23 protein-coding genes and 1 pseudogene are annotated in these 25,089 nt (G+C 74.4%); 12 read left to right on the top strand and 12 right to left on the bottom strand.

The features are described from left to right. Positions 1-16 precede the first annotated feature (16 nt). Together ACWIX7_RS25970 and ACWIX7_RS25975 are read right to left on the bottom strand one after the other, a co-directional pair. On the bottom strand, positions 17-586 hold the full coding sequence (locus ACWIX7_RS25970) for a class I SAM-dependent methyltransferase (protein ID WP_448619283.1): 570 nt from the start codon (positions 584-586) through the stop codon (positions 17-19). 100 nt (positions 587-686) lie between these two features. Next, entirely contained in the window at positions 687-893 is a 207-nt protein-coding gene (locus ACWIX7_RS25975; protein WP_091214422.1) for a DUF5703 family protein, read from the bottom strand. A 120-nt stretch (positions 894-1,013) separates the two neighbouring features. On the opposite strand from ACWIX7_RS25975, the gene ACWIX7_RS25980 reads away from it, so the two are divergent. Together ACWIX7_RS25980 and ACWIX7_RS25985 are read left to right on the top strand one after the other, a co-directional pair. Then, positions 1,014-1,280: a hypothetical protein gene (locus ACWIX7_RS25980; protein WP_091438014.1), complete on the top strand. Its 267-nt coding sequence runs from the start codon at positions 1,014-1,016 to the stop codon at positions 1,278-1,280. A gap of 118 nt (positions 1,281-1,398) precedes the next feature. Further along, positions 1,399-1,752, top strand: coding sequence for a hypothetical protein (locus ACWIX7_RS25985; protein ID WP_448619284.1), 354 nt, complete (start codon positions 1,399-1,401; stop codon positions 1,750-1,752). Here ACWIX7_RS25985 and ACWIX7_RS25990 read toward each other — a convergent pair. The 3 genes and pseudogenes from ACWIX7_RS25990 to ACWIX7_RS26000 all read right to left on the bottom strand — a co-directional run. Beyond that, positions 1,659-2,387 (bottom strand): annotated as a pseudogene (locus ACWIX7_RS25990) (IS5 family transposase); the annotation flags it as partial. The gene ACWIX7_RS25985 and the pseudogene ACWIX7_RS25990 sit on opposite strands and share 94 nt — an antisense overlap. Before the next feature lie 110 nt (positions 2,388-2,497). After that, on the bottom strand, positions 2,498-4,072 hold the full coding sequence (locus ACWIX7_RS25995; protein ID WP_448619285.1) for an alpha/beta hydrolase: 1,575 nt from the start codon (positions 4,070-4,072) through the stop codon (positions 2,498-2,500). 233 nt (positions 4,073-4,305) lie between these two features. Further along, complete coding sequence (locus tag ACWIX7_RS26000) at positions 4,306-5,913, bottom strand: alpha/beta hydrolase (protein WP_448619286.1); 1,608 nt, start codon at positions 5,911-5,913, stop codon at positions 4,306-4,308. 197 nt (positions 5,914-6,110) lie between these two features. Here ACWIX7_RS26000 and ACWIX7_RS26005 point away from each other — a divergent pair, with 197 nt between their 5' ends. Next, positions 6,111-6,872, top strand: coding sequence for a DUF2470 domain-containing protein (locus ACWIX7_RS26005; protein ID WP_448619287.1), 762 nt, complete (start codon positions 6,111-6,113; stop codon positions 6,870-6,872). Here ACWIX7_RS26005 and ACWIX7_RS26010 read toward each other — a convergent pair. Together ACWIX7_RS26010 and ACWIX7_RS26015 are read right to left on the bottom strand one after the other, a co-directional pair. Beyond that, on the bottom strand, positions 6,869-8,830 hold the full coding sequence (locus ACWIX7_RS26010; protein WP_448619288.1) for an AAA family ATPase: 1,962 nt from the start codon (positions 8,828-8,830) through the stop codon (positions 6,869-6,871). The genes ACWIX7_RS26005 and ACWIX7_RS26010 overlap by 4 nt on opposite strands. Beyond that, positions 8,827-9,807 carry an aldo/keto reductase gene (locus ACWIX7_RS26015; RefSeq protein ID WP_448619289.1) on the bottom strand — a complete coding sequence of 327 codons (981 nt, stop codon included), beginning with the start codon at positions 9,805-9,807 and terminating at the stop codon, positions 8,827-8,829. The genes ACWIX7_RS26010 and ACWIX7_RS26015 overlap by 4 nt, the downstream gene beginning before the upstream one ends. 167 nt (positions 9,808-9,974) lie before the next feature. Here ACWIX7_RS26015 and ACWIX7_RS26020 point away from each other — a divergent pair, with 167 nt between their 5' ends. Continuing rightward, a complete protein-coding gene (locus tag ACWIX7_RS26020; RefSeq protein ID WP_448619290.1) occupies positions 9,975-10,808 on the top strand; it encodes an undecaprenyl-diphosphate phosphatase in 834 nt (277 codons plus the stop codon). A gap of 116 nt (positions 10,809-10,924) precedes the next feature. Here ACWIX7_RS26020 and ACWIX7_RS26025 read toward each other — a convergent pair whose 3' ends face one another. Beyond that, the gene (locus tag ACWIX7_RS26025) at positions 10,925-11,788 is read right to left on the bottom strand and encodes an alpha/beta fold hydrolase (RefSeq protein ID WP_448619291.1); all 864 of its coding nucleotides are present in this window, start codon (positions 11,786-11,788) and stop codon (positions 10,925-10,927) included. 50 nt (positions 11,789-11,838) lie between these two features. Between ACWIX7_RS26025 and ACWIX7_RS26030 the strand changes: the two genes are divergently transcribed. The 4 genes from ACWIX7_RS26030 to ACWIX7_RS26045 all read left to right on the top strand — a co-directional run bounded on the left by ACWIX7_RS26030 (position 11,839) and on the right by ACWIX7_RS26045 (position 14,543). After that, positions 11,839-12,294: a MarR family winged helix-turn-helix transcriptional regulator gene (locus tag ACWIX7_RS26030; RefSeq protein WP_448619292.1), complete on the top strand. Its 456-nt coding sequence runs from the start codon at positions 11,839-11,841 to the stop codon at positions 12,292-12,294. Between the two features lie 172 nt (positions 12,295-12,466). After that, positions 12,467-13,168: a histidine phosphatase family protein gene (locus tag ACWIX7_RS26035; RefSeq protein ID WP_448619293.1), complete on the top strand. Its 702-nt coding sequence runs from the start codon at positions 12,467-12,469 to the stop codon at positions 13,166-13,168. A 48-nt stretch (positions 13,169-13,216) separates the two neighbouring features. After that, the gene (locus tag ACWIX7_RS26040) at positions 13,217-13,768 is read left to right on the top strand and encodes a DUF3090 family protein (protein WP_448619294.1); all 552 of its coding nucleotides are present in this window, start codon (positions 13,217-13,219) and stop codon (positions 13,766-13,768) included. A gap of 19 nt (positions 13,769-13,787) precedes the next feature. Further along, entirely contained in the window at positions 13,788-14,543 is a 756-nt protein-coding gene (locus ACWIX7_RS26045; protein ID WP_448619295.1) for an SCO1664 family protein, read from the top strand. 127 nt (positions 14,544-14,670) lie between these two features. Here the strand turns inward: ACWIX7_RS26045 and ACWIX7_RS26050 are convergent, their stop codons facing one another. Beyond that, complete coding sequence (locus ACWIX7_RS26050) at positions 14,671-15,027, bottom strand: ester cyclase (RefSeq protein ID WP_448619296.1); 357 nt, start codon at positions 15,025-15,027, stop codon at positions 14,671-14,673. 86 nt (positions 15,028-15,113) lie between these two features. On the opposite strand from ACWIX7_RS26050, the gene ACWIX7_RS26055 reads away from it, so the two are divergent. Beyond that, a complete protein-coding gene (locus tag ACWIX7_RS26055; protein ID WP_448619297.1) occupies positions 15,114-15,500 on the top strand; it encodes a VOC family protein in 387 nt (128 codons plus the stop codon). Between the two features lie 81 nt (positions 15,501-15,581). Here the strand turns inward: ACWIX7_RS26055 and ACWIX7_RS26060 are convergent, their stop codons facing one another. After that, on the bottom strand, positions 15,582-16,298 hold the full coding sequence (locus tag ACWIX7_RS26060) for a maleylpyruvate isomerase family mycothiol-dependent enzyme (RefSeq protein ID WP_448619298.1): 717 nt from the start codon (positions 16,296-16,298) through the stop codon (positions 15,582-15,584). Positions 16,299-16,403: 105 nt separating this feature from the next. Here ACWIX7_RS26060 and mshC point away from each other — a divergent pair, with 105 nt between their 5' ends. Continuing rightward, a complete protein-coding gene (gene mshC / locus ACWIX7_RS26065) occupies positions 16,404-17,741 on the top strand; it encodes a cysteine--1-D-myo-inosityl 2-amino-2-deoxy-alpha-D-glucopyranoside ligase (RefSeq protein WP_448619299.1) in 1,338 nt (445 codons plus the stop codon). Beyond that, positions 17,741-18,769: an HD domain-containing protein gene (locus ACWIX7_RS26070; RefSeq protein WP_448619300.1), complete on the top strand. Its 1,029-nt coding sequence runs from the start codon at positions 17,741-17,743 to the stop codon at positions 18,767-18,769. Before mshC ends, ACWIX7_RS26070 begins: the two co-directional genes overlap by 1 nt. A 215-nt stretch (positions 18,770-18,984) precedes the next feature. Here the strand turns inward: ACWIX7_RS26070 and ACWIX7_RS26075 are convergent, their stop codons facing one another. Then, positions 18,985-19,845 carry a PAC2 family protein gene (locus ACWIX7_RS26075; protein WP_448619301.1) on the bottom strand — a complete coding sequence of 287 codons (861 nt, stop codon included), beginning with the start codon at positions 19,843-19,845 and terminating at the stop codon, positions 18,985-18,987. A 114-nt stretch (positions 19,846-19,959) separates the two neighbouring features. Between ACWIX7_RS26075 and metH the strand changes: the two genes are divergently transcribed. Next, complete coding sequence (gene metH / locus ACWIX7_RS26080; protein ID WP_448619302.1) at positions 19,960-23,769, top strand: methionine synthase; 3,810 nt, start codon at positions 19,960-19,962, stop codon at positions 23,767-23,769. Here the strand turns inward: metH and ACWIX7_RS26085 are convergent. Next, positions 23,685-24,878 carry a GNAT family N-acetyltransferase gene (locus ACWIX7_RS26085; protein ID WP_448619303.1) on the bottom strand — a complete coding sequence of 398 codons (1,194 nt, stop codon included), beginning with the start codon at positions 24,876-24,878 and terminating at the stop codon, positions 23,685-23,687. The two genes, metH and ACWIX7_RS26085, sit on opposite strands and share 85 nt — an antisense overlap. Positions 24,879-25,089: the final 211 nt, after the last annotated feature.

The raw sequence follows: 25,089 nt of genomic DNA on the forward strand, positions 1-25,089 counted from the left end.
GCGTCAGGAGGGGGCGTCAGGAGGGGTCGGTGCGGCAGGCGTACAGGAACGCCGGGGGCACGTTCCACGGCGTGATCTTCTGCTGCACCGACGGGAACCGGCGGCGCAGCTCGCGCAGGATGAGTGGCGAGTACTGGATCACCAGCAGCACGCCGCCGGGTGCCAGCGCGACCGGCAGCAGGTCCAGCACCCGGCGGCGCAGCCCCGCCTCGAACGAGGTGTAGGGGAGCGCGGAGACCAGCACGTCGGCCCGCTTGCCGCCCAGGTGCACGTCGAGGTTCTCCGCCGAGTCGCAGACCACCTGCAGCCGGGGATCGTCGTAGCGCTCCTCGAGGAGCTTGGCCAGGTCCGGGTCGATCTCCAGCGCCACCAGCCGGGCGCCCGCGCCGAGCCGGGCGAGGACCTCGCCGGTCTGCACCCCGGTGCCCGCGCCCAGCTCGACGACCAGGTCGGCACGGGAGAGGTCGGCCAGGTCCAGCATGTCCCGCACCGCCCAGCGGGAGGTCGGCAGGATCGCGCCCACCTGGCGCGGGTTGGCCACGAAGGCGCGCAGGAAGCGGAACCGGTCGGTCAGGGTCTCTCGCATGCCGTCCTCCCAGGCCGCCCCGGGCAGCGGCGAACCAGCCCCGACCCTGACACGCCCGCGCCGCGTCGGCGACCGCAGCGGGCCGACGGCGCCGGCAGCGCTAGATGTGCGGCTTGGGCAGGTAGGACAACCGGGCCCGGCGGCGCAGGATGACCTTGCGCGTGCCGTCGGCGTGCAGCTGCAGCCGGGCCAGTTCCCAGCCACCGGTGTCCGCCTGCAGGCTCAGCATGGTCGCCGCTGCGGACCGGGACGTACCCGGCGGGATCCGCAGCGGCGCGAACTCGTAATCCCCGGCGACCGCCTCCATCTGGCCGATTGTGCCCGCCGGAGGCGCCGCGGTCACGTGACCGTCGTCTCCCGGACTGCCCGGCCACCCGCCGGGCGGCAGGATGGGACCGACCCCATCCCCGACGACACGGAGGACGACGTGACCGCTCCCGGCAACGACGTGCCCGACGCCGACCGCGCCGAGCAGGAGGCCCCGCTCGACCCGCCGGCCGTCGCCCTCGCCGGTGACGCCACCCCGCCGGGCGAGGACGTCCCCGAGGCCGACGCCCTCGAGCAGCAGCTGGCCGCCCGCCCCGGCGAGGCCGGCAGCCCGCTGCGCCCGGTCGGCGACCGCGAGGCCGACCCCGCCGACGTCCTCGAGCAGGAGGCCGACGTCCCCGTCGACGACGACGACGTCCCCCTTTAGCTCGCCATTCAACCTCGGCAGCCTGGGTTGCGTAAGTGTGATTCGGGGTCTGGCATGAGGGCGGCCACCGCTGGATCCCTCGGAGTTGCGACGCTTCGAAGCGACGGCGGTGGCCGTGATGGACAGTCTGACGCTGGCCGATGGGGGTGACCAGAGCCTGATCACCGCGGGGCTGCAGCAGCTGCAGCGCTTCCGCGGCGAGCTGCACCGATGTCTGGGCCGATGCCGGGACGCGCTGTTCGAGTTGATCGATGGGCTGCTGACGGCCGAGTCGATGTCCTCGCTGCCACATTTGAGTCTTCTGCCGGCCCATCGACGGGGCTGGGGCAGCGTGTATGCCGCCCTGGCCGCCGGCGAGGTCGACGGCGGACGGTTGGCCCAGCTGCTCCTCGCCTTCCGGGGCGGCGACGGGGCGCCGGAGTCCCGGCCGATCCGGGCGATGCGGGCGGTGATGCCGCGGCGGCGCAGGTAGCGGGGGACCCGCGGGTTGTCGTAGCCCAAGGCGGCGTGCAGCTTGACCGGCCGGTGGCGGGGATGGCCGCGGCCACCGCGCTTGATCGCCGGCATCGAGTCCAGGATCGGTTCGACGAAGAGGCTGTCGTGCCGGTTGGCGCCGGAGACCAGCACGTTGAGCGGGAGCCCGTGCGCGTCGACCAGCAGGTGGTACAAGCTGGGAGGCCTTGCCCCGGTCGGTGGGGTTGGGGCCGGTCAGCTCGCCCCTCTCTTCGCCCGGACGCTGACCGAGTCCAGGCTGGCCCGGGACCAGTGCAGCCGGCCCCCTCACCCAGGCGGTCGAGGACGGCCTGGTGGAGCTGATCGGAAGACGCCGGCCTCGTGCGATTCGCGCATCCGGCGCCAGCAGGTCCAACCCGACCCGTAGCCAAACTCGCGGGGCAGCTTGGTCCAGCCGATGCCAGTGGAGAGCACGAAGGCGATGCCCTCCAGCATGTCACGCTCGGGGACCCGCGGCCGCCCCGTCCGCCCGTGGATGGCGGGGTGGCGCGGTGGGATCGGTGACTCGGCCAGCGCCAGGATCGGTGGCTCGGCCAGCGCCCAGAGTTCGTCACTGACCAGCCGCGACGGCGGGGAAGACGCCGGTGACGACATGCGGCGAACCCTGCGCCGGAGCGCCCAAACCGGACAGAGCCCGAAGACCTACTTCTGCAACGTCTGCTTGAGTCCCTGGTCCGCCGGCACCCGCCGGCGGACCAGGGAGCTCACGGCAGCAGCAGGCCGTTGAGCGCCTGTGTGGCGGCGGCCGCGCTGGTCGGGGCCGGGACGGGGGACTCGAACACCGTCTCCTGGCGGCAGACGGTGCCCGCGGCCGGCAGCACGCCGTCGACCAGGTAGGTCGCGGTCGCACTGTCGATGCAGGTGGACTTGCCGCCGTACGCGGCGTGCCCGTCGCCCTCCATCGTCAGCAGCCGGGCCGTCCCCAGGTCGGCGGTCAGGCGCTCGGCCCAGGCGTACGGCGTGGCCGGGTCGTAGGTCGTGCCGATCACCAGTGGCACCGGCCCGGACCCGGACGCCTCGAAGGGCCCGGCGAAGGCGTCTTCATCACGCACGGGCCACAGCGCGTAGTGGATCTCGGTGTACCCGCTGTTGCCCCCGAAGTGCGGGAAGGACGCCCACGACTCCGCGCCGCGGTCCAGGTAGACCTGCAGGTCGTCCCGGGGGAAGCGCTGCTCTGACGCGCTGATGGCGAACTGCCGGTCGCCGGCCGCGGTGTCGGCCAGGAAGACCTGGTGGAGCAGCGCCCGGATGAACGAGGCGTCCCCGTTGGCGGCCTCGGACAGCACCAGACCCAGCAGCCCCCACAGGTCCTTGGCGTAGAGCAGCTGGATGGTCACCTTCCGGACGTCGTCGGCGGTGACCGGCCGCGGGTCGGCCGGGTAGGCGTCGGCCGGGATGGGCCTGGCCTCGGCCGCGGCGAGCAGCTGGTCGTAGGCCAGGTAGGGGTCGGTGCCGCCGAAGCCCGAGCAGGCGACCTGGTCCACGGCGCAAGCCTCGGTGAAGCGAGCCAGTGCGACCTCGAAGCCAGCGGCCTGCTCCGCGGTCAGGCTCAACGGGTTGTTCATGTATTCGTCGGCGTCGACGGCGCTGTCCAACACCAGCGCGCGGTACCCGTCGGGGTAGAGGCTGGCGTAGGTGGCGCCGATGACGGTGCCGTAGGAGAACCCCAGGTAGGTGAGCTGCTCGTCGCCGACTGCCGCGCGCAGCAGGTCGAGGTCGCGGGCGACGTTGGCGGTCGAGAGGTGCGCGAGGACCTCCCCGTTGTTGGCCAGGCAGGCGTCGACGTAGCTCTGAGCCCGAGCGATGAGGGCGTCCAGGTCCACGTCGAACGGGGTCGGGGTCGGCGTCACGGTGGGGCCCTGGGTCTCCGGATCGACCTGGCAGTCGATGGCGGGCGTGCTCGGCGCGACCCCACGCGGGGCGAAGGCGACGATGTCGAAGCGCGCGTTGAGGTCTGCGAACGGGCCTGCACCGGCTTCCTGCAGGTACCCCACGAACTCGCCGCCGGGGCCGCCGGGATTGACGAACAGCGAGCCGATCCGGTTCGCCGGGTCGGTGGCCGGCACCCTGGCGAGGGCGATCCGCACGCTCTCGCCCTCTGGCTCGTCGTAGTCCATGGGGACGTCGGCGCTCGCGCACTCGACGCCGGCCGCAGTCCCGTCCTCCGTCGTCCCGCAGGCCGCCCAGCTCAGTTGCGGGACCATCTCGGACAGCGGCTCGGCCGGGGGAACAGCGGCACCGGCGACCGTGGTCCCGGCACCGGAGACGAGGGCGGCCACAGCCACCACGACGAGCGATCGACGACACCTGGCCATGGACCCCAGCCCTCTTCGAGGATGCCGGGACGCCACGAGGTCGGCGCCCCTCTGAACGCCGAACATGCAACACCCGGGGGATCGGCGCAGGCAACGGCTGCGGTACCTCGCCGTTCCGGCCCCGGCGCGTCGCGGACGGCGCGCCGGGCACTCCCCGCCGAGCGGCGGGGGGGGGGCGACCGACCGGGCCCGGCCGCTCAGCCGCCGACCGAGGCCAGCCGCTGGGTCGCCGTGGACGCCGCCACCGGCACCGCCTCGACGCCCACGAAGGGGACCTCCTGCCGGCAGACGGTGCCCTCGGGGGACAGCGCGCCGTCGATCAGGTAGGCGTCGGTCGCCGCGTCGATGCAGGTGGACTTGCCGCCATAGGCGGTGTGGCCGTCGCCCTCCATGGTCAGCAGCCGCGCGTTGCCCAGGTCCGCGACCAGGCTCACCGCCCCCGAGTACGGCGTCGCCGGGTCGTAGGTCGTCCCGATGACGAGCGGGGTCGCCGCGGACTCCGGCACGTCGAAGGGCCCGGCGAATGCGTCCTCGTCGTGGGCCGGCCAGAGCGCGTAGTTGATCTCGGCGTACCCACTGTTGAACCAGAAGTGGGGGAAGGACGCCCACGACTCCGCGCCGCGGTCGAGGTAGACCTCGAGGTCGCCCTGCGGATAGCGCTGCTCGGACGCGCCGATGGTGAAGTAGCGGTCGGTCGAGGCGCCGTCGGCGTAGACGGCCTGGTCGAGGAGCGCGCGGACCGTCGACCCGTCCCCGGCCGCGGCCTCGGCGAGCACGGCGCTCAGCAGGCCCCAGTTCCGCTTGGCGTAGAGCAGCTGCGAGGTGACGAGCCGGATGTCGTCGGCGGTGACCGGGCGCGGGTCGGCGGCATAGGCGTCGGCGGGGATGGGCCTGACCTCGGTCGCTGCCAGCAGCTGGTCGTAGGCCAGCTGGGGGTCGGTGCCGCCGAAGCCGGAGCAGGCTTCCTGGTCGACCGCGCAGGCCTCGGTGAAGCGGGCGAGCGCCGTCTCGAACCCGGCGGTCTGCGCGGCGATCCCGTTGAGCGGGTCGTTGATGTACTCGTCGGCGTCCAGCGCGCCGTCGAGGACCATCGCCCGGTACCGGTCAGGGAACAGGCTGGCGAAGGTGGCCCCGAGGAAGGTGCCGTAGGAGTAACCCAGGTACGTCAGCTGCTCGTCGCCGACGGCGGCGCGCAGGGCGTCCATGTCGCGGGCGACGTTGGCTGTCGAGACGTGCTCGAGGATCTCCCCGTTGTTGGCCAGGCACGCGTCGACGTAGCCCTGCACCTTGGCGACGTAGGCGTCGACGTCGATGTCCAGCGGGCTCGGTACCGGGGTCGAGTAGATGCTCTGGGTCTCCGGGTCGACCTGGCAGTCGATGGCGGGCGTGCTCGGCGCGACCCCACGCGGGGCGAAGGCGACGATGTCGAAGCGCGCGTTGAGGTCGGCGAACCGGCCGGCGCCGGCCTGCTGCAGGTAGGTGACGAACTGGCCACCGGGGCCCCCGGGGTTGACGAACAGCGAGCCGATGCGGTTGGCCGGGTCGGCGGCCGGGACGCGCGCGACGGCGATCTGCACCCGCGCGCCCTCGGGCTCGTCGTAGTCCATCGGGAGGTCGGCCGTCGCGCATTCCACGCCGGCCGCGGCGGCCTCGGCCGTCGTTCCGCACCCCGTCCAGGTCAGTGGCGCGACTGCGCTCGCGGGGGCCTCGCCGGCGGGGCTCTCGGCCGCGGCGACCCCTGTCCCCGTTCCCAGGACCAGGACGGTCAGCGTGCTGACGGCAGCGGCACGGCGGCATGCGCTCACGGCGGCTCCCGAGGCAGGGGCGGTCGGTGAGCGCCCGGGGTCCGCCATGCAACACCCGCGAGCGCGTGGGTCGCAAGGCTCCTGGGATGGACCATTCCGTCACGACTCGGCGTGTCGCTCGGGGCGCGTCGTGGCTTTCGTCTTCGGTCCACTCAAGTTAGCCTTACCTAACTCGCCACTGACCCCGAGGGAGCCCCGTGACGTCGAGCCCCGCAGCGCCCGTCCTCCGCGCCGACGCTGCCGAGCGCGCTCGCACCGTCGGCAGCCGCACCTCCGCTGCGCTCTGCGTGCGCGGACTGGACGCCGGGCGCCCGCTGGCGCACGCGACGACCACCACGGGCACCACCTACGTGCTGGTGCCGGCCGGCGGGGAGGTCGACGCCGCACTCGCCGGCCGCGAGGACCTCACCGCCGTCCTGATGGTCAGCGACCGGGCGCCGGTGCCGCTGCGGGACCCGCTGCGCGCCCAGCTGTGGCTCTCCGGCTGGCTCACGCCCGTGCACCCGGCCGCCCGGCGCGCCGCGGCGCTGGCCTTTGCCGAGACCCGGCCGGTGGGCCCACTGCTCGACGTGGGCCAGGGCGCCACGCTGGTGCGGCTCGACGTCGCCGAGGTGGTGCTGCGGGAAGGCGAGCGCTGCACCGAGGTCGGCCCGCAGGCCTTCACGCAGGCTCGTCCCGACCCGCTGACCGCCGTCGAGGCGCGGGTGCTGCAGCACCTCGACCGCGACCACCCCGAGGTGCTCGACCTGCTGCGCAGCCGCATCCCGGCCGGCGACCTCGGGCCGCGGGACGTCGTCCGCCCGCTCGGGCTGGACCGCTTCGGGTTCCGGCTGCGGATCGAGCGCCCGGCCGGCCGGCGGGACCTCCGGGTGCCGTTCCCACGGCCGCTGACCTGCCCGGGTCAGCTGCAGGCCGCCACCCGCCAGTTGGTCTGCGCCGCGCGGGCGGCCCGGGGCTAGTCGGGCGCGTCGTCGGCCAGCAGCTGGGCCAGCCGGGTGCGCCGCGGCCGGACGTCGACCTGGCTCACGGCGCGCGCCAGCGCGGCCCCGGAGGCGTGCACGACCGACAGGTGCCGCTGGGCGCGGGTCAGCGCGGTGTAGACCAGCGGCCGCGACAGCATGCCGCCGGCCTCCGGCGGCAGGACGACGACCACGCCGGGCCACTCGGAGCCCTGCGCGCGGTGCACGGTGATCGCCCAGCCGTGCCGCAGGTCGCTCATCGCCGACCCGGTCACCGTCACCGGCCCCGAGGCGAAATCCACGTCGAGCGTGCCGTCACCGGTGCCGGTGACCACCCCGACCTCGCCGTTGGCGAACCCGATCGGCTCGAGGTCGAGGTGGTTGGCGGTGGCCACCACCCGGTCGCCGACGTCGAAACCCCACACCGTGCCCTCGCCCGGGTTGAGCTGCGCCTTGAGCGCCTTGTTGAGCTCGATCGTCCCGGCCGGGCCGCGGTGCACCGGCGTGACCACCTGCACGGTCGCCGGGTCGATCCCCAGCGCCCGCGGGATCGAGTCGGTGACCAGCTGCACGACCCGTTTGGCGGCCTCCGCGCTGCCCGACGCCGGGACGACGACCACCTCGCGGTCGGGGGAGTCCACCGGCGGCAGCTCCCCGGCCCGGACGGCGTTGGCCAGCCGGGCGATCGCCCCGCCCTCGGCCTGCCGGTAGAGGGTGGTCAGCTCGGTGACCGGCACGACCCCGGAGTCGATGAGGTCGCCCAGCACGTGCCCCGGGCCGATCGAGGGCAGCTGCGCCGGGTCGCCGACGAGCAGCAGGTGGGTGCCGTCCGAGCAGGCCTCCAGCAGGGCGGCGGTGAGCTCGACGTCGAGCATCGAGGCCTCGTCCACCACGACGACGTCGGCGTCCAGGGGCCACTCCTCGTTGCGGGCGAACCCGCCGGAGGTGCCCTGCGCGCCCAGCAGCCGGTGCACGGTGACCGCCGGGTGGTCGGTGAGCTCCTCCAGCCGCTTGGCCGCCCGCCCGGTGGGCGCGGCGAGGGCGACCTCGGTGCCCTTGGCCCGCAGCAGCCTGACCACGGCGGCGACCGTGCGGCTCTTGCCGGTGCCCGGCCCGCCGGTCAGCAGCGAGACGCCGGCGCCGAGGACCTGTGCCACGGCCTGCTTCTGCGCGTCGTCCAGGCCCTTGGCCACCGAGCGGACGGCGGCGGGGTCGGCGATCCGCTCGGCGGTGGCGGCCAGCCGGGCGACGTTCTCCGCGACCGCCTCCTCGGCCATCCCGTAGCGGGCCAGCGACAGCATGCGCAGCGCCGGGTCCGGCTCGGGCAGCTCCTCGATGTCGGCGTCCTCGTCGTACTCCGGCTCCGGCGGCTCGTGCTCGAGCACCTCGCCGGACTCGACGGCGGCGACGATCGCCGCGGCCGGGTCGGCGACGTCCTCGGCGCGCAGCGCGGCGACCACCAGGTCCGCGGGGAGCACGGTGTGCCCGTCACGGGTCGCCGTCCGCAGGGTCTGGGCGACGATCGCGCGGCCGCGCCGGGAGTCCTGCTTGTCGGCGCCGGGCAGGACGGCGATGGCCAACCGGTCGGCGTCGCCCAGGGTGACCCCGGTCAGGCCGAGCAGCGCCCACGGGTCGTCGCGCAGCCGGCGGGCGGCGTCGTTGCCCAGGGCGTCGGCGGCGGTCGAGGCGAGCTTGGCGTCCAGACCCGCGCCGACCAGCAGCGCCACGACCTCGTAGGTCGGCTGCGCCGACAGGAAGCCGGAGAAGAGGCGCTCGGCCCGCTGCCGGCCCACGCGGGGGAGCCTGAGCAGCCGGTCGGCGGTGACGTCGTCCGGGGAGGTGATCCCGGCGGCCGGCAGCTCGGCGGCCGCCCGCTTGCCCAGGCCCGGCCACAGGCCCGCGGCGCAGAAGGCGGCGAAGACCGGGTCGGCGCCCGGCGTGGTCGCGGCTGCTGTCATCGGTCGTGCCGCCGCTCGGGGTAGCCGAAGTAGGGCGCCGAGACGTCCTCCAGCGCGGTGCGGATCGCCGCGGGCAGCCGCACCGCCTCGGCGTCCAGCGAGGACTGCAGCTGCGCGGCGGTGCGCGCGCCCACCACCGGCGCGGTGACCCCGGGGCGGTCGCGCACCCAGGCCAGCGCGACCGCCAGCGGCGTGGTGCCCAGCCCCTCGGCGGCGGTGACCACGGCCTCCACGATCCGGTCGGCCGTCGCCGAGCGCAGCCCGTCGATGAAGCCCTGCCACAGCGGCGAGGCGCCTCGCGACCCGTCCGGCGCGCCCTGCCGGTACTTGCCGGTGAGCAGTCCACGGCCCAGCGGCGACCAGGCCAGCACGCCCAGGCCCAGCGCCTCGGCCGCGGGCACCACCTCGCGCTCGACGCCGCGCTGCAGCAGCGAGTACTCCACCTGGGTGCTCACCAGCGGCGCCCGGCCGGGCCAGGCGCGCTGCCAGGTGACCGCCTGCGCGGTCTGCCAGCCGGTGAAGTTGCTGATGCCGACGTAGCGCGCCCGGCCCGAGGCGACGGCGGTGTCGCAGGCGGCGAGGGTCTCCTCCAGCGGGGTGGTGTCGTCCCAGGAGTGCAGCTGCCACAGGTCGACGTGGTCGGTGCCCAGGCGCTCCAGTGAGGCGTCGAGGGCGGCGAGCAGGTGGCCGCGGGACGCGCCGCGACCCATCGGCCCCGGCGCGGTGCGCCCGACGGCCTTGGTGGCCACCAGCACGTCCGAGCGGGGGACGACGTCGGCCAGCAGCCGGCCCAGGAGGCGCTCGCTCCCCCCGTCGCAGTAGATGTCAGCGGTGTCGACCAGCGTGCCGCCGGCGTCGACGAAGGCCGTCAGCTGCATCGCGGCCTCGTCCTCGTCGGTGTCCCGGCCCCAGGTCATCGTGCCCAGGGCCAGGCGCGAGACGACCAGGCCGCTGCGCCCGAGTGCGCGTTGCTCCACGGGAGGCCAACCTACCGGCGGGTCCGGACGGGTTCCGGGGACCGCGGCAGTTCCTGCGTGCCGCGCGGGGAGCGCGTCGGGCGCGGCCTAGGGTGGCCTCCCGTGCTCGTCGTGACCGCTCCACCCGTCCCACCGACCGCTCCCGGCCGACGGGGGTTCTGCGGGCGATGAGCTGGATCGAGGCCGTCGTCCTGGGGTTGGTGCAGGGCCTGACGGAGTTCCTGCCGATCTCCTCCAGCGCGCACCTGCGGGTGGTGGGGGAGGCCTTCGGCTGGGGTGACCCGGGTGCGGCGTTCACCGCCATCACCCAGATCGGCACCGAGGCCGCGGTGCTGCTCTACTTCCGCCGCGACATCGGCCGGATCATCAGCGCCTGGGTCCGCTCGCTGGGCGACCGCGGCATGCGCCGCGACCCCGACGCCCGGATGGGCTGGCTGATCATCGTGGGCACGCTCCCGATCGGGATCCTGGGCCTGCTGTTCCAGGACCGCATCGAGACGACCTTCCGCGACCTGCGCATCGTCGCGATCGCACTGGTCGCCTTCTCGCTGGTCCTCTACTGGGCCGACCGGGTGGGCCGCAAGAAGCGCGAGCTGGACCAGCTGACCGTCGGGCACGGCATCGCCTTCGGGTTCGCCCAGGCCATGGCGCTGGTGCCCGGCGTCTCCCGCTCCGGCGGCACGATCACCATGGGCCTGTTCCTCGGCTACTCACGGGCCGCCGCGGCGCGGTACTCGTTCCTGCTCGCCGTCCCCGCCGTCCTGGCCTCGGGCTTCTTCCAGGTCTACGAGGCGCTCACCGGGGGCGTCGCGGGGGAGGCGGTCGCCTGGGGGCCGACGATCGTGGCCACGGTGCTGGCCTTCGGCGTCGGCCTGGCCGTCATCGCCTGGCTGCTGCGCTACCTCGACCGCGGCAGCTTCACGCCGTTCGTCGTCTACCGGGTGCTGCTGGGCCTGCTGATCCTCGCCCTCGTCGGCGCCGGGGTCCTCGCCCCGCAGTGACGCGGAGGCGGCGCTCCCGCCTCCCGCCTCCCTCCTCCCGACTTTCTGGGTTGATCATGGGGTCGTTGCACGCGGACGCGCCCGACGCGGCGCGTCTCCTAGCAACAACCCCATGATCAACGCCTCCGTGGTCGATGCGGGGGCGGCGTGCTGCGGACGACGTGGTCGCTGACGGCCGCGGCGATCTCCCCGGCGTCGAGGACGGGCACGGTGTGGTGGGTGGCCTGCGGCAGCTCGACGACGGTGGTCTCCGGCACCAGGGTCCGCGCGCCGCGCGCCACCCGGGACGGGTCGTGCGCCCGGCTGCGTCCCGCGACCAGCACCAGGGTCGGCGTGGTCAGCCCGGCCAGCTGATCCCGTGACGGGCGACGGGTCCGGACGATCGGCGCCGAGTCGAAGTCGGTCGAACCCCGGACGCAGACCTCCAGCCAGGCCGGGTCCAGCGCGCGCCCGCGGGTCTCCCAGGCCAGGAAGCGCCGCACCCGGTCCGGCGTGGGACGCACCAGGTGCGGCGCGGCGTGCACCAGGTAGCGCACGCCGAACCCGGCGAAGCACGCCGTCGGGTCGAGCAGCGACAGGGAGGCCGGGGCGGGACCACCCCCGAGCGCGCCGGCGAGCGCCAGGTGCGCCCCGGCCGAGTGGCCCACCAGGTGCACCGGCCCGACGTCGAGCGCCTCGATCAGCTCGGTCAGCCACGCGGTCTGGTCGGCCGTCGTCCGGAAGGGGCGGCTGCTCGTGCTGCGACCCGGGCTCCCGGGCACGTCGGGAGCGAGCACCCGGAACCGCCCGGACAGCTCCCGGGCCACGCCCGCCCAGGCCGTCGCCGTCGCGCCACCACCGTGCAGCAGCACCAGCGGGGTGGCCCCGGCCGGTCCCGCGGCCAGCACGTGCGTGCCTCCCCAGGACGTCGGGACGTCGAGCGACTCGGTGCCGGCCGGCCAGCGCGCGGCCGCAGCGGTGTAGGCCTCGGCGAACTCCATGGCGACAGGTAACTAGACTGTCTAGCTACTTGGCAAGCTAAGATCTTGGCATGCCGGAGGACAGGCAGGCGCCGGCCACGGTGCACCGGCTGCGGGCGCTGACCCTGCTGCTCGACGCCGCGGGTGCCGCCTTCGCCGCCCGCAACGGGCTCAGCGCCACCGACGTCCGCGCCCTGGTCTGCCTGCTGGACCGGGAGCGGGCCGGCGGCCCGGCCAGCCCCACCTGGCTGGCCGGTCAGCTGCGGGTCACCACCGCCTCGGTCACCGCGCTGCTCGACCGGTTGGAGCGGGCCGGGCACGTGCGCCGGGTTCCGCGCAGCGACGACCGCCGGCGGGTCGACGTCCTCGTGCAGGACTCGGCCAAGGACCTGGGCTGGGCCTTCTTCGGACCGCTCATCGACGCCACGGCGGCCGTCCTCGACCGCCGCAGCGCGGCCGAGCGGGCGGTGATCGACGCCTTCCTCGACGACATGGTCGCCGCCGTCGCGCCCGCGGGAGAGGGCTGAGCCTGGGCCCTCCAGCGAGGCTCCGCCGAGCATGGGGCGTGGGGAACGGCCTCCCTGCGGGGGCCCACCGCGAGCCTGCGAGCGGTGGGGGGCAGAGAAAGGACCCCGTCCTGCCCACCCTTCGCAAGCTCAGGGCGGGGCCCGGGACGGGGCCGCCCTAGGCTCGGGCGTCGTGACCACCGTGATCCTGCTGCGGCACGGCCGCACGACGGCCAATGCCGGCGGCGTGCTCGCCGGCTGGACCCCGGGCGTGCAGCTCGACGAGACCGGCGAGCAGCAGGTGAGGGCGGTGGGGGAGCGGCTGGCGCCGGTGCCCCTGGCCGCCGTCATCAGCAGCCCGCTGGAGCGCTGCCGGCAGACCGCCGCAGCCGTCCTCCCCGGACGTGACCTCGAGCCGGCCCTCGACGACCGGCTCGGCGAGGCCCGCTACGGCGACTGGACCGGCCGCCCGCTCAAGGAGCTGGTCAAGGAGCCGCTGTGGAAGGTCGTGCAGCAGCACCCCTCAGCCGCGGTCTTCCCCGGCCCGGAGGGGGAGGGCCTGGCGCAGACGCAGGCCCGCGCGGTGGCCGCCGTCCGCGAGTGGAACGCCCGGCTGGGGCCGGACGCCGTCTGGCTGGCCTGCAGCCACGGCGACGTCATCAAGGCCGTGCTCGCCGACGCGCTGGGCCTGCACCTCGACCAGTTCCAGCGGATCGTCGTCGACCCGGCGTCCATCTCGGTGGTCACCTACACCGACACCCGCCCGTTCGTGGTGCGCGTGAACGACACCGGCGGGGACATCACCGCGCTGATCCCGCCCAGGAAGAAGGGACGGCGCCGCCGCAAGGCCGACTCCGACGCCGTCGTCGGGGGCGGTGCGGGCGCGACCGGCTGACCTCGCCGCCTGGCTCGCCCACCGCGACCGCCCGCGTAACCTGATGCCGTGCCGCGCCAGCTGTTCCTCTTCGACCGCCCGTCCCGGTTCGTCGCCGGCACGGTGGGCCAGCCCGGCGACCGAACCTTCTACCTGCAGGCCGCCGACGCCGCGGGCCGCGTGGTCAGCGTGGCGCTGGAGAAGGCGCAGGTGCAGGTGCTCGCCGACCGGATGAACGAGCTGCTCGACGAGGTCGCCACCCGTCCGGGCACCGTCGTCCCGCCGGATGCCGAGGTCGACGACCTCGAGCCGCTCGCCGCCCCGGTCGACGAGGAGTTCCGGGTCGCGGCCATGGGGCTGGCCTGGGACGGCGAGTCGCAGGCCGTGGTCGTCGAGGCCGTGGCCGCCGGCGACGAGCCGGTCGAGGAGGACGTCATCCTCTCCGACAGCGAGGAGGGGCCCGACGCGCTGAGGGTGACCATCACGCCGGCCGCCGCCCGCGCCTTCGTCGTCCGGGCCCGCCGGGTCGTGGCCGCCGGCCGCCCCGCCTGCCCGCTGTGCTCGCTCCCGCTGGACCCCGCCGGGCACGTGTGCCCGCGGCAGAACGGCTACCGCCGCTGAGCGCGATCCGGCCGCCCCGATGACCGAGCGCCCCGCCGACCCGGCCGCGGGTCTGCGCGCCCCGGCCGACGACGCCGAGGCGCGCGCCCTGCTGCTCGGGGGCGCGATCGACCTCGAGGGCCGGATGCTCGACGCCAGCAACGTCACGCTGGTCGGCTACATCCGCACCGGCGAGCTCGAGGCCGAGTGCGTCTACAAGCCGGTCGCCGGCGAGCGGCCGCTGTGGGACTTCCCCGACGGCACGCTCGCCGGGCGCGAGGTGTCCGCGGCTCTGGTCAGCGAGGCGACCGGGTGGCGGGTCGTGCCGCCGACCGTGCTGCGCGACGGGCCGTTCGGTCCCGGCATGGTGCAGCTGTGGGTGGACGGCGACCCCGACGTCGACCTCGCCGCCTTCGTCCGCTCCGACGACCCGGGGCTGCGGCGCATGGCGGTCTTCGACGCCGTCGTCAACAACGCCGACCGCAAGGGCGGGCACATCATCCCGACCTCCGACGGGCACGTGTACGGCGTCGACCACGGCATCTGCTTCTCCGTCGACCCCAAGCTGCGCACCCTGCTGTGGCGCTGGGCCGGGCAGCCCCTGCCGGCCGAGGCGCTCGAGGTGCTGGAGAAGCTCTCCGGTGACCTGATGGGCGACCTCGGCGACCAGCTGCACGAGCACCTGACCCGGCGCGAGGTGCGGCGCACCCAGCAGCGGGTCGCCGAGCTGCTGCGCAGCGGCCGGCACCCCCAGCCCAACGGCGACTGGCCCGCCCTGCCCTGGCCCCCGTTCTGAGCCGTGTCACTGCGGTCCTCCGGACCGCAACGCGGCCAGGTGCCGTCCCCTGCGGCGCTGAGCCCGTCCGTCGCACTGCGTCGGGAGGCCCCCGGCCCCGCGCCGCAGCACGACCGCCCGCGCGGCGTCAGCCCGCGGGCAGGCGCCAGAGCGTCGGACTGAGGCCGACCGCGCCGAGCCCCCGGCCGTAGAGCTGCCGCATCTGCCCGCGGACGTCGGCCCGCTGGACCCGCTCGACGATCAGCCCGTCAGCGATCCGGACCCGGTGGAAGTAGCTCGCCCGGTACCGCCGGTGGGTCGCCGGCGCGCCGTGGAGCCGGCCGTGGGCGGTGCCCGCGGCCTGGCCGTGGCGGTCGACGCAGCGCTCCGCCGCCTCGAGGTCCTGGTCGTCCAACGCGGTCAGGAAGGTGCGGTGGACCGCCTCTGCGGCGGTCGTCGACGACGGGTCGGCTGCATGCCGGTCGACCCTGGGGCCGACCGGCACCACGGGAGGGGGTCCGTCTGCCAGGCTCCTCAGGGGGTCCGTCTGCCAGGCTCCTCACGTCCGTGCCCCGCCCGTGAGGAGCGCCCGTGCCGCACCGTTCGCGTCTCGCCGTCCTCATGCTGGACCTGCCCCCCGACCTGCACGACGCCGGGCAGGCCTTCTGGTCCGCCGCCACCGGTCACGCCGTGTCCCCGGACCCCTCGGACGAGAACTGGTCCTCGCTGGGCTCGTTCGCCGGCGGTTTCCACCTCGAGGTCCAGCGCACGGGGACCGGGACACCACCCCGCTGGCACGTCGACGTCGAGACCGACGACGTCGACGCGGAAGCGGCCCGGCTGGAGGCCCTGGGGGCTCGGCGCATCGCCGACATGGGCGGCTTCTGGCAGATGAGGGACCCCGCCGGGATGGTCTTCGACGTCGTCGGCGTCCAGACCGGTGAGGACTTCGAGCGGCACGCCACCACCTGGCCCTGAGGAGGACCATCCTCCTCCCCACGCCTCGCAGGCTCGGCGCGGGCCCCTGGAGGATGGCCGTCACAGCACCTCGCCATCCCATCACTCGAGGCGCACCAGGTCGATCATCGCGGCGGCCTGCAGCCCGTCGCCGTCCACCGTGAGCACCTCCAGCGGTACCCGCCGCCAGACCGCGAGCAGCAGGTCGCCGGCGGTGCCGATGAGCCGGGCGATCGGCACCGGCCGGGAGCCGGGGAACAGCACCCGCTCGACGTCGGCGTCCACCGCGTGCAGGACGACGGGGTGCGCGCCCTCCGGCGGGCCCTGCGGCAGCGCGCCGGGGACCATCACCTCCAGCCACTCGTCGAGGCCGTCCAGGCCGACGTCGGCGCGGATCGGGCGCACGTCGCCGAGCACCTGCTCGACGTCGGTGGTGTGCACGACCGCCTCCATCGCCTGCCGGCGCAGCACGAAGCCGACGTCCTGGCGGGGCGCCCAGGTCCACACCCTCTCGGCCGGGTCGGTCCCGGCCAGCACCGTCTCCAGCTCCGCCGACTGCGCCAGGCCGAACCCGAGCAGCTCGTCGTCCGGACGGCGCGCCGGCCCGACGTAGGCCCCGGGGTCGCTGGCGCGGGTGCGCACCACCCAGGTCCAGAAGTGCTGCACCTCGGCCAGGTGCCAGACCAGGTCGGCCAGGGACCAGCCCGGACAGCCGGGCACCGGCGCCTGCCAGCCGCGGGCGACCACCGCCTCGGCGGCGGCTCCGGCGAACCGGTCGTCGGTCTCCTGCAGCACCTGCAGGTACTCGTCGAACTCCACGGCCCCTCCTCCCGCGGGCGGCGCCAGGGTCGTCCGCGGCGCCAGGGTCCTCCGACAGGATGAGGGCCGACCGGGCGCGTGGGTAGCCGCCTCTACGCTCGGTACGTGCTCGCCTGGCCCGCCCCGCTCCTCCCGACCCTCCCGGGCACCGGTCCGGTCCTCACGCTGCACGACACCGCGCGCGGCGAGGTGGTCGCCACCTCCCCTGACACGACGGCGCGGATGTACGTCTGCGGCATCACCCCGTACGACGCCACGCACCTCGGCCACGCCGCCACCTACCTGGCCTTCGACCTGGTCAACCGGGTGTGGCGGGACGCCGGCCACGCCGTGCACTACGTGCAGAACGTCACCGACATCGACGACCCGCTGCTCGAGCGGGCCGAGCGGGACGGCGAGGACTGGGTCGTGCTCGGCATGCGCGAGACCGCGCTGTTCCGGGAGGACATGACCGCGCTGCGCGTGCTGCCGCCCGACGACTACGTCGGCGCGGTCGAGTCGGTGCCGCGCATCGTCGCCCACGTGGAGACGCTGCTCGACGAGGGCCTGGCCTACGTGCTCGACGACGGCACCGGCGACGTCTACCACGACATCGCGCAGGCGCCGGGCTTCGGCAGCGAGTCCGGCTACGACGAGGCGACCATGCTGCGGTACTCCGCCGAGCGCGGCGGCGACCCCGACCGCCCCGGCAAGCGAAACCGGCTGGACCCGATGCTGTGGCGCGGCGAGCGGCCGGGAGAGCCGTCCTGGCCCGGCCCCCGCGGCATCGCCGGGCGCCCCGGCTGGCACATCGAGTGCGCCACGATCGCGCTGGAGACGATCGGGATGGGCTTCGACGTCCAGGGCGGCGGCAGCGACCTGGTCTTCCCGCACCACGAGTTCTCCGCGGTCCACGCCGAGGCGCTCACCGCCACGGTGACCGGGGAGAAGCTGCCCTTCGCCCGGGCCTACGTGCACGCGGCGATGATCGGCCTGGACGGCGAGAAGATGAGCAAGAGCCGCGGCAACCTGGTCTTCGTCTCCAAGCTCCGCGGCGAGGGCGTCGACCCGATGGCCATCCGCCTGGCCCTGCTGGCCGGGCACTACCGCACCGACCGCGCCTGGACGCCGGACCTGCTGGCCACCGCCGAGCAGCGGCTGGACACCTGGCGGCGCGCCGTGGCCCGTGACGCCGGCGCCCCGGCCGCGCCGGTGCTGCACGGGCTCCGCGAGCGGCTCGCCGACGACCTCGACAGCCCGGGCGCCATCGCCCTGGTCGACGACTGGGCCGCGCGGACGCTGGCCGCCGGGCCGGACGACGACCCCGACGACGGCGCCCCGCGGGTCGTCGCCGACGCGGTCGACGCGCTGCTCGGCGTCGCCCTCGACCCCGCGCTGGACCGGTGCGCCGGGGGCCGAGCCCCGGACTCCGCGACGGACGGCCCCGCGCCCCGGTCGCGCTGATGGGCGGAGGGTCCTTCCACCTGGTCGACCGGGCGGCCCGGGAGCGCGAGGAGGAGGCCCTCGCGCCGGCGGCCACGCGCTCGACGGCCATCCGCGGCCGCGCCGTCCCCGAGCCCGAGGACCCCCTGCGCACCGCCTTCGAGCGCGACCGCGACCGGATCCTGCACGCCAAGGCCTTCCGCCGGCTCAAGCACAAGACGCAGGTGTTCCTCAACCCCGACGGCGACCACTTCGTCACCCGGCTGACCCACACGCTGCAGGTCACCCAGGTCGCCCGCTCGCTGGCCCGCGCGCTGGGCCTCAACGAGGCCCTCGCCGAGGCCATCGCGCTCGGCCACGACCTGGGCCACTCGCCGTTCGGCCACATCGGCGAGGACGCGCTGGAGCCCTACGTCCCCGGCGGCTGGCACCACGCCGCCCAGGGCGTGCGGATCGTCGAGGTGCTCGAGCACCTCAACCTCACCTGGGAGGTCCGCGACGGCATCCGGGCGCACAGCTGGAAGATCACGCCGCCGCCGACCACCCGCGAGGCGGAGTGCGTGCGCTACGCCGACCGCATCGGCTACCTGTCCCACGACGCGCTGGACGCCGTCCGGGCCGGGGTGCTGCAGGTCGGCGACCTCCCGTCCCGGGCGCGCGCCGTCTTCGGCGACCCGGGCAGCCGGATGGTCGCCGCGATGATCGACGCCGTCGTCGCGGGGTCGCTCGCCGACGGGGGAGTGGTGGTCATGGCGCCCGAGCCGCTGGAGGCCATGCACGAGCTGCGGGCCTTCATGTTCGAGCGGGTGTACGCCTCGGAGACCGCGGCGGGGCAGAAGCAGCTGGCCATCGACGTCACCCGCCGGCTCGTCGACCACCACCTGGCCCACCCCGAGCTCATCCCGGCGACCTACCGCGACACCTCGGCCGACCCGGTCACCCAGGTCGTCGACTACGTGTCCGGGATGACCGACCGGTACGCGCTGTCCACCCACGACCGGCTCTTCGACGCCGACGCGACGAGCCGGATGCGCCCGCTGCTGCGCTGAGCGCGGTCCTCCGGACAGCACCCCCGTCCCGCCGTCCGCGGACGGTGACCGTTATCCCCAACTACGCCACCGCTCCTGCACGCGGTCGAGATCACGGGATCTCGACGGGACTACGCGCCAGGCTCAGTTGGGGGAGGAACCCCTGCGCCGCAGCGAGAGGACCGCCTCCCCCTCACCCCTCGCCGGCTCGGCGTGAGCCTCCGGAGGCGGCCAACTCAGGACGTGCCGCCACGGCGGCGCAGGTACCTCTCGAACTCGCGGGCGATCTGGTCGCCGTCGGCCTCGGACAGGTCGGTCTCGGTGGCCCGCTCCTCGAGCGAGCGCACGTACTCGACGACCTCGGCGTCCTCGTTGGCCATCTCGTCGACCGTGCGCACCCACTCGTCGGCCTGCTTGGGCAGCGCGCCGAGCGGCACGGCGATCTCGAGGACCTCCTCGACCCGCTGCAGCAGCGCGACCGTGGCCCGCGGGGACGGCGGCTGGGAGACGTAGTGGGGGACGGCGGCCCAGAAGCTGATCGCCGGCAACCCGGCCTGCACGCAGGCGTCCTGGAAGACGCCGAGGATGCCGGTGGGCCCCTCGTAGGTGGAGGTGCCCAGCCCCCACTTCTCCGCGGACTCGGCGTCGTAGGCCGAGCCGGTCACCGGGGTGGGCCGGGTGTGCGGGGTGTCGGCCAGCAGGGCGCCGAGGCCCACGACGGTGTGCGCGTCGAGCTCCTGGCACAGCTCGATGAGCTCCTCGCAGAAGCTGCGCCAGCGCATGTTGGGCTCGATGCCGCGGATGAGCACGACGTCCCGGCCGGAGCCCGGCGGGCGGGCCACCGAGATGCGCGTCGTGGGCCACTCGATCCGGCGGCTGACCCCGCCGATGAGCGAGACGGTCGGCCGGTTGACCTGGAAGTCGTAGTAGTCCTCCGGGTCGAGCGCGGCGAGCGGGGTGGCGTCCCAGATGAGCTCGAGGTGCTCCAGCGCCCCGGTGGCGGCGTCCCCGGCGTCGTTCCAGCCCTCGAAGGCGACGACCACCACCGGGTCGTCGAGCCGGGGCAGGTCCTCAGGGGTGGACTTCGGGTCGATCACCCCTGCGAGCCTACGTCGGTCGGGCTCCCCGGCCGCGGTGCTCGGCCGTGCATCGGGGCCGGCGTCCCCCGCGCGGGCGACCGGGCCACCCCCGCGGGCGGCTACCCTGGCTCGGTGCAGTCCCGCAACGTGTCGCCCGACCTCCGCCCGGACGCGACCGCGGAGCTCACGGCCGTGCTCGGGCAGCGCATCCTCGTGCTCGACGGCGCCATGGGGACGGCGATCCAGCGCGACCGGCCCGACGAGGCCGGTTACCGCGGCGAGCGCTTCGCCGACTGGCCCACCGACGTCCAGGGCAACAACGACCTGCTGGTACTCACGCAGCCCGAGCTGATCGCGGGCATCCACCGCGAGTACCTCGAGGCCGGCGCGGACGTCATCGAGACCAACACCTTCAACGCCACGGCCATCTCGCTGCGCGACTACGCCATGTCCGACCTCGCCTACGAGATCAACGTGGCGGCCGCACAGCTGGCCCGCCGCGAGGCCGACGCGGCGACCGCGCGCACGCCGGACCGGCCGCGCTACGTCGCCGGGGCGCTCGGCCCGACGAGCCGGACGGCGTCCATCTCCCCGGACGTCAACGACCCGGGCGCCCGCAACGTCACCTTCGACGAACTGGTCGAGGCCTACCTGGAGCAGGCCGACGGCCTGGTCGACGGCGGCGTCGACGTCCTGCTCGTCGAGACCGTCTTCGACACGCTCAACGCCAAGGCGGCGGTCTTCGCGCTGGAGACGCTGTTCGAGCAGCACGGCCGGCGCTGGCCGGTGATGGTCTCGGGCACCATCACCGACGCGTCGGGCCGCACCCTGTCCGGCCAGGTCACCGAGGCCTTCTGGCACTCGATCCGGCACGTCCGCCCGCTGCTGGTCGGCCTCAACTGCGCCCTGGGTGCCGCGGAGATGCGGCCCTACCTGGCCGAGCTCTCCCGGGTCGCCGACACGTACGTCTCCTGCTACCCGAACGCCGGCCTGCCCAACGCCTTCGGCGAGTACGACGAGTCGCCGGAGGAGACCGCCGCCGTCCTCGCCGAGTTCGCCGACGCCGGCTTCGTCAACATGGTCGGCGGCTGCTGCGGGACCACCCCCGCGCACGTCGCCGCGATCGCCGCGACGGTCGGGGGCCGCGCCCCGCGGACGCCGCCGCAGGTGCGCCCCGCGCTGCGCCTGTCCGGGCTCGAGCCGCTGACCGTCGACGAGGACTCGCTGTTCGTCAACGTCGGCGAGCGCACGAACATCACCGGCTCGGCCCGCTTCCGCAACCTCATCCGCGCCGGCGACTACGCCACCGCGCTGGCCGTCGCCCGCCAGCAGGTGGAGGCCGGCGCGCAGGTCATCGACGTCAACATGGACGAGGGGATGATCGACGGCGTCGAGGCGATGGACCGCTTCCTCAAGCTGGTCGCCGCCGAGCCGGACATCTGCCGCGTCCCGGTGATGGTCGACTCCTCCAAGTGGGAGGTCATCGAGGCCGGCCTCAAGTGCGTCCAGGGCAAGTCGATCGTCAACTCCATCTCCCTCAAGGCGGGGGAGGAGGAGTTCGTCCGCCACGCGCGGCTGTGCCGCAAGCACGGCGCCGCCGTCGTCGTCATGGCCTTCGACGAGCAGGGCCAGGCCGACTCGCTGCAGCGGCGGCAGGAGATCTGCCGGCGGGCCTACGACATCCTCGTCGAGCAGGTCGGCTTCCCGGCCGAGGACGTCATCTTCGACCCCAACGTCTTCGCCGTCGCCACCGGCATCGAGGAGCACGCCCGCTACGGGCTGGACTTCATCGAGGCCACCCGCTGGATCAAGCAGAACCTGCCGGGGGCGCTGGTCTCCGGCGGCGTCTCCAACGTCTCGTTCTCCTTCCGCGGCAACAACCGGGTGCGCGAGGCCATCCACGCGGTGTTCCTGTTCCACGCCATCGCCGCCGGCATGGACATGGGCATCGTCAACGCCGGGGCCCTCGAGGTCTACGACGAGGTGCCCGAGCGGCTGCGCGAGCGGATCGAGGACGTCGTCCTCGCCCGCCGACCCGACGCCACCGAGCGGCTGCTGGAGATCGCCGCCGAGTACGCCGGGGACGGCGCCGCGAAGGAGGTCGCCTCCGAGGAGTGGCGCGCGCTGCCGGTCGAGGAGCGGATCACGCACGCGCTGGTGAAGGGCATCGACGGGTTCGTCGAGGCCGACACCGAGGAGCTGCGGGCGCAGATCGCCGCGCGCGGCGGCCGGCCGATCGAGGTGATCGAGGGCCCGCTGATGGGTGGCATGAACGTCGTCGGCGACCTGTTCGGCGCCGGCAAGATGTTCCTGCCCCAGGTGGTGAAGTCCGCCCGGGTGATGAAGAAGGCCGTCGCCTACCTGGTGCCCTTCATCGAGGCGGAGAAGCAGCCCGGGGACGCCGAGCGCAGCAACGGCAAGGTCGTCATGGCCACCGTGAAGGGCGACGTCCACGACATCGGCAAGAACATCGTCGGCGTCGTCCTGCAGTGCAACAACTACGACGTCGTCGACCTCGGCGTCATGGTGCCGGCGCAGCGGGTCCTCGACACCGCCAAGCAGGAGGGCGCCGACGTCATCGGCCTGTCCGGGCTGATCACGCCGTCGCTGGACGAGATGAGCACCCTGGCCGCCGAGATGGAGCGGCAGGGCTTCGACATCCCGCTGCTCATCGGCGGGGCGACGACGTCGCGCGCGCACACCGCGGTCAAGGTGGCCCCCCGCTACCACGGGCCGGTCATCTGGGTGAAGGACGCCTCCCGGTCGGTGCCGGTCGTGGCCGCGCTGCTGTCCAACGAGCAGCGGCCGAAGCTGCTGGCCGACGTCGAGACCGAGTACGCCGGCCTGCGCGAGCGGCACGCCGCCCGCCAGGACACCCGCGCGCTGCTGCCGCTGGAGGCCGCCCGCGCCGCCGCGCCGGCGCTCGACTGGTCGTCCTACGCCCCGCCGCGGCCGCGCATGCTGCTGCAGCAGGCCCGGGACGTGTGCGCCGGGCCGGACTGCGACCACCTGCACGGGCGGGTCACCAGCTTCACCCGGGTCTTCGACGACTACCCGCTGGAGGAGCTGCGCCGGTACATCGACTGGCAGCCGTTCTTCAACGCCTGGGAGATGCGCGGCCGGTTCCCCGACATCCTGCACAACCCGGCGACCGGTGAGGCCGCGCGGCGGCTGTACGAGGACGCCCAGGAGATGCTCGACCGGGTCGTCGAGGAGCGCTGGCTGCGCGCCCGGGGCGTGTTCGGCCTGTTCCCGGCCAACCGGGTGGGCGGTGAGGACATCGAGGTCTACACCGACGAGTCGCGCACCGCCGTCCGGACGACGCTGCACCAGCTGCGCCAGCAGACCGGGGGCCGCGACGGCTCGCCCCGCAAGTCGCTGGCCGACTTCGTCGCGCCCAAGGAGACCGGCCTGCGCGACCACGTCGGCGCGTTCGCCGTCACCGCGGGCCTGGGATCGGCCGAGCGGGTGGCCGCGTTCAAGGCCGCGAACGACGACTACAGCGCGATCATGCTCGAGGCGCTGGCCGACCGGCTGGCCGAGGCGTTCGCCGAGCGGCTGCACGAGCGGGTGCGCCGGGAGTTCTGGGGCTACGCCGCCGACGAGCACCTCGACAACGACGCGCTGATCGCCGAGAAGTACCGCGGCATCCGCCCGGCGCCGGGCTACCCGGCCTGCCCGGAGCACACCGAGAAGCGCACCATCTGGGAGCTGCTCGACGTCGAGGCGACCACCGGCATCACGCTCACCGAGAGCATGGCCATGTGGCCCGGCGCCGCCGTCAGCGGCCTGTACTTCGCCCACCCGCAGGCGCGCTACTTCGTCCTGGGGCGGCTCGGCCGCGACCAGGTCGAGGACTACGCGCGGCGCAAGGGCTGGACGCTCGCCGAGGCCGAGCGCTGGCTCTCGCCCAACCTGGGGTACCGCACCGACGACGAGTGACGGCCCGGGGCTGTCCCCTCACCCTCGCGAGCCGGTGCCGGCTTCGACCAGCGGCGGGCGGCCAGCGCGATCGCGCCGGTCTTGACCTGGTCCTTGGCCGTCCGCAGGGCCGTCACCTGTGCCGGCTCGATCCGCAGGTCGATCGCCTCCCGCGTCCGAGCGCCCAACGATTGCTTGAACTTCAGCAGCTCGGGGACCCCGCCGGACTGACCCAGGTCGAACCACCGGCAGCCCGAGTCCGCGGCGTTCTGGAGGCCGGCGACCTGGACGAGCGTGTTGGCTGCCACCGGCGCGGCCAGTTCCTTGAGGCTGTAGCTCCGCCAGCCGATGGCGTGCTCGCCGAACACGTAGTTGACGCAGCTGGCCACCGCACGACCCTCGTGCCGCGCGATGAAGACCCGGCAGCGGTCGCCCATCGCCCGGGTCACCGCCTCGAACTTCGCCTTCGGCTCCTGCCTCAACGCCACTCTCCTGGCCACCAGGGGAGGCAGCCCCGACCGGGGGATCCACCGCTCCACCCAGGCGAGGTAGAGGTCGTAGAACTCCGACACCAGCTCCCCGCCGGTGCCGCACTCGACGTGGACGCCGGCCCGCTCGGCCTTGCGCAGGCTCTGCCGCACCGTTCGTTCAAACCCCCGCTGCCGCAGGTGGTCCATCCCCACGGACAGGTCGATCACCTCGACGTTCCGAGGCATCGCGACGACACCGGGAACCGGTCCGATCGCGCACCAGGGGGCCGTGTGGTGGGCGAAGCCGATGCGGGTGCTCACGGTGTGCCCCCTCAGGTCCTCAGCCACCGTCCGCACGTCGTCGGTCTGCAGGCCGCCCTCGGCCAGCAGGCCACCGTGTCCGTAGCCGCCGGGGAAGCTCGCATCCAGGTGCAATCCGGCAGACCAGCGCCGACGGATCAGCGGCAGCACCAGCCGGCGACCGTCGCCGAGGACGTACAGCCGGCTCACATCGCGCCCGCCGGTGGCGATGAGCACCGCATCGAAGTACTCCCGGGTCTGCAGGGCGGTGGCACCCGGGTCAGCGCGCAGGACCTCCAGCCAGACCGACCTCGCCACCGGGCTGCTGACCTCGATCACCCTGCTGGACGTCTGTGCCACCTGGCGCCTCCCATGAGTCCGGTCCGAACAACGCAGCGGACACCGGGGTGACCCACCCCGCCGCATGATCTTGATGGCCGACTCTAGGAGGTGGTGCGGTGATGGTCACCTCATCACGGGTTCCACCCGCGGACCTCCGTCGTCGGACGTCGCGCTGCCTGGCACACTGGAGTTCGAGGCCACCCACCCGGGCGCGCACGAGGCGCCCCGA

This window comes from Geodermatophilus sp. URMC 65 (assembly GCF_053502545.1).

What these genes read in the sequence shown, in the direction of transcription:
- ACWIX7_RS26020 (WP_448619290.1), top strand. Translation starts at nt 9,975, where the DNA reads ATGAGCTGGATCGAGGCCGTCGTCCTGGGGTTGGTGCAGGGCCTGACG.
- ACWIX7_RS26045 (WP_448619295.1), top strand. Translation starts at nt 13,788, where the DNA reads ATGACCGAGCGCCCCGCCGACCCGGCCGCGGGTCTGCGCGCCCCGGCC.
- ACWIX7_RS25985 (WP_448619284.1), top strand. Translation starts at nt 1,399, where the DNA reads ATGGACAGTCTGACGCTGGCCGATGGGGGTGACCAGAGCCTGATCACC.
- ACWIX7_RS26010 (WP_448619288.1), bottom strand. Translation starts at nt 8,830, where the DNA reads ATGACAGCAGCCGCGACCACGCCGGGCGCCGACCCGGTCTTCGCCGCC.
- ACWIX7_RS25975 (WP_091214422.1), bottom strand. Translation starts at nt 893, where the DNA reads ATGGAGGCGGTCGCCGGGGATTACGAGTTCGCGCCGCTGCGGATCCCG.
- ACWIX7_RS26070 (WP_448619300.1), top strand. Translation starts at nt 17,741, where the DNA reads ATGGGCGGAGGGTCCTTCCACCTGGTCGACCGGGCGGCCCGGGAGCGC.
- ACWIX7_RS26025 (WP_448619291.1), bottom strand. Translation starts at nt 11,788, where the DNA reads ATGGAGTTCGCCGAGGCCTACACCGCTGCGGCCGCGCGCTGGCCGGCC.
- ACWIX7_RS25970 (WP_448619283.1), bottom strand. Translation starts at nt 586, where the DNA reads ATGCGAGAGACCCTGACCGACCGGTTCCGCTTCCTGCGCGCCTTCGTG.
- ACWIX7_RS26030 (WP_448619292.1), top strand. Translation starts at nt 11,839, where the DNA reads ATGCCGGAGGACAGGCAGGCGCCGGCCACGGTGCACCGGCTGCGGGCG.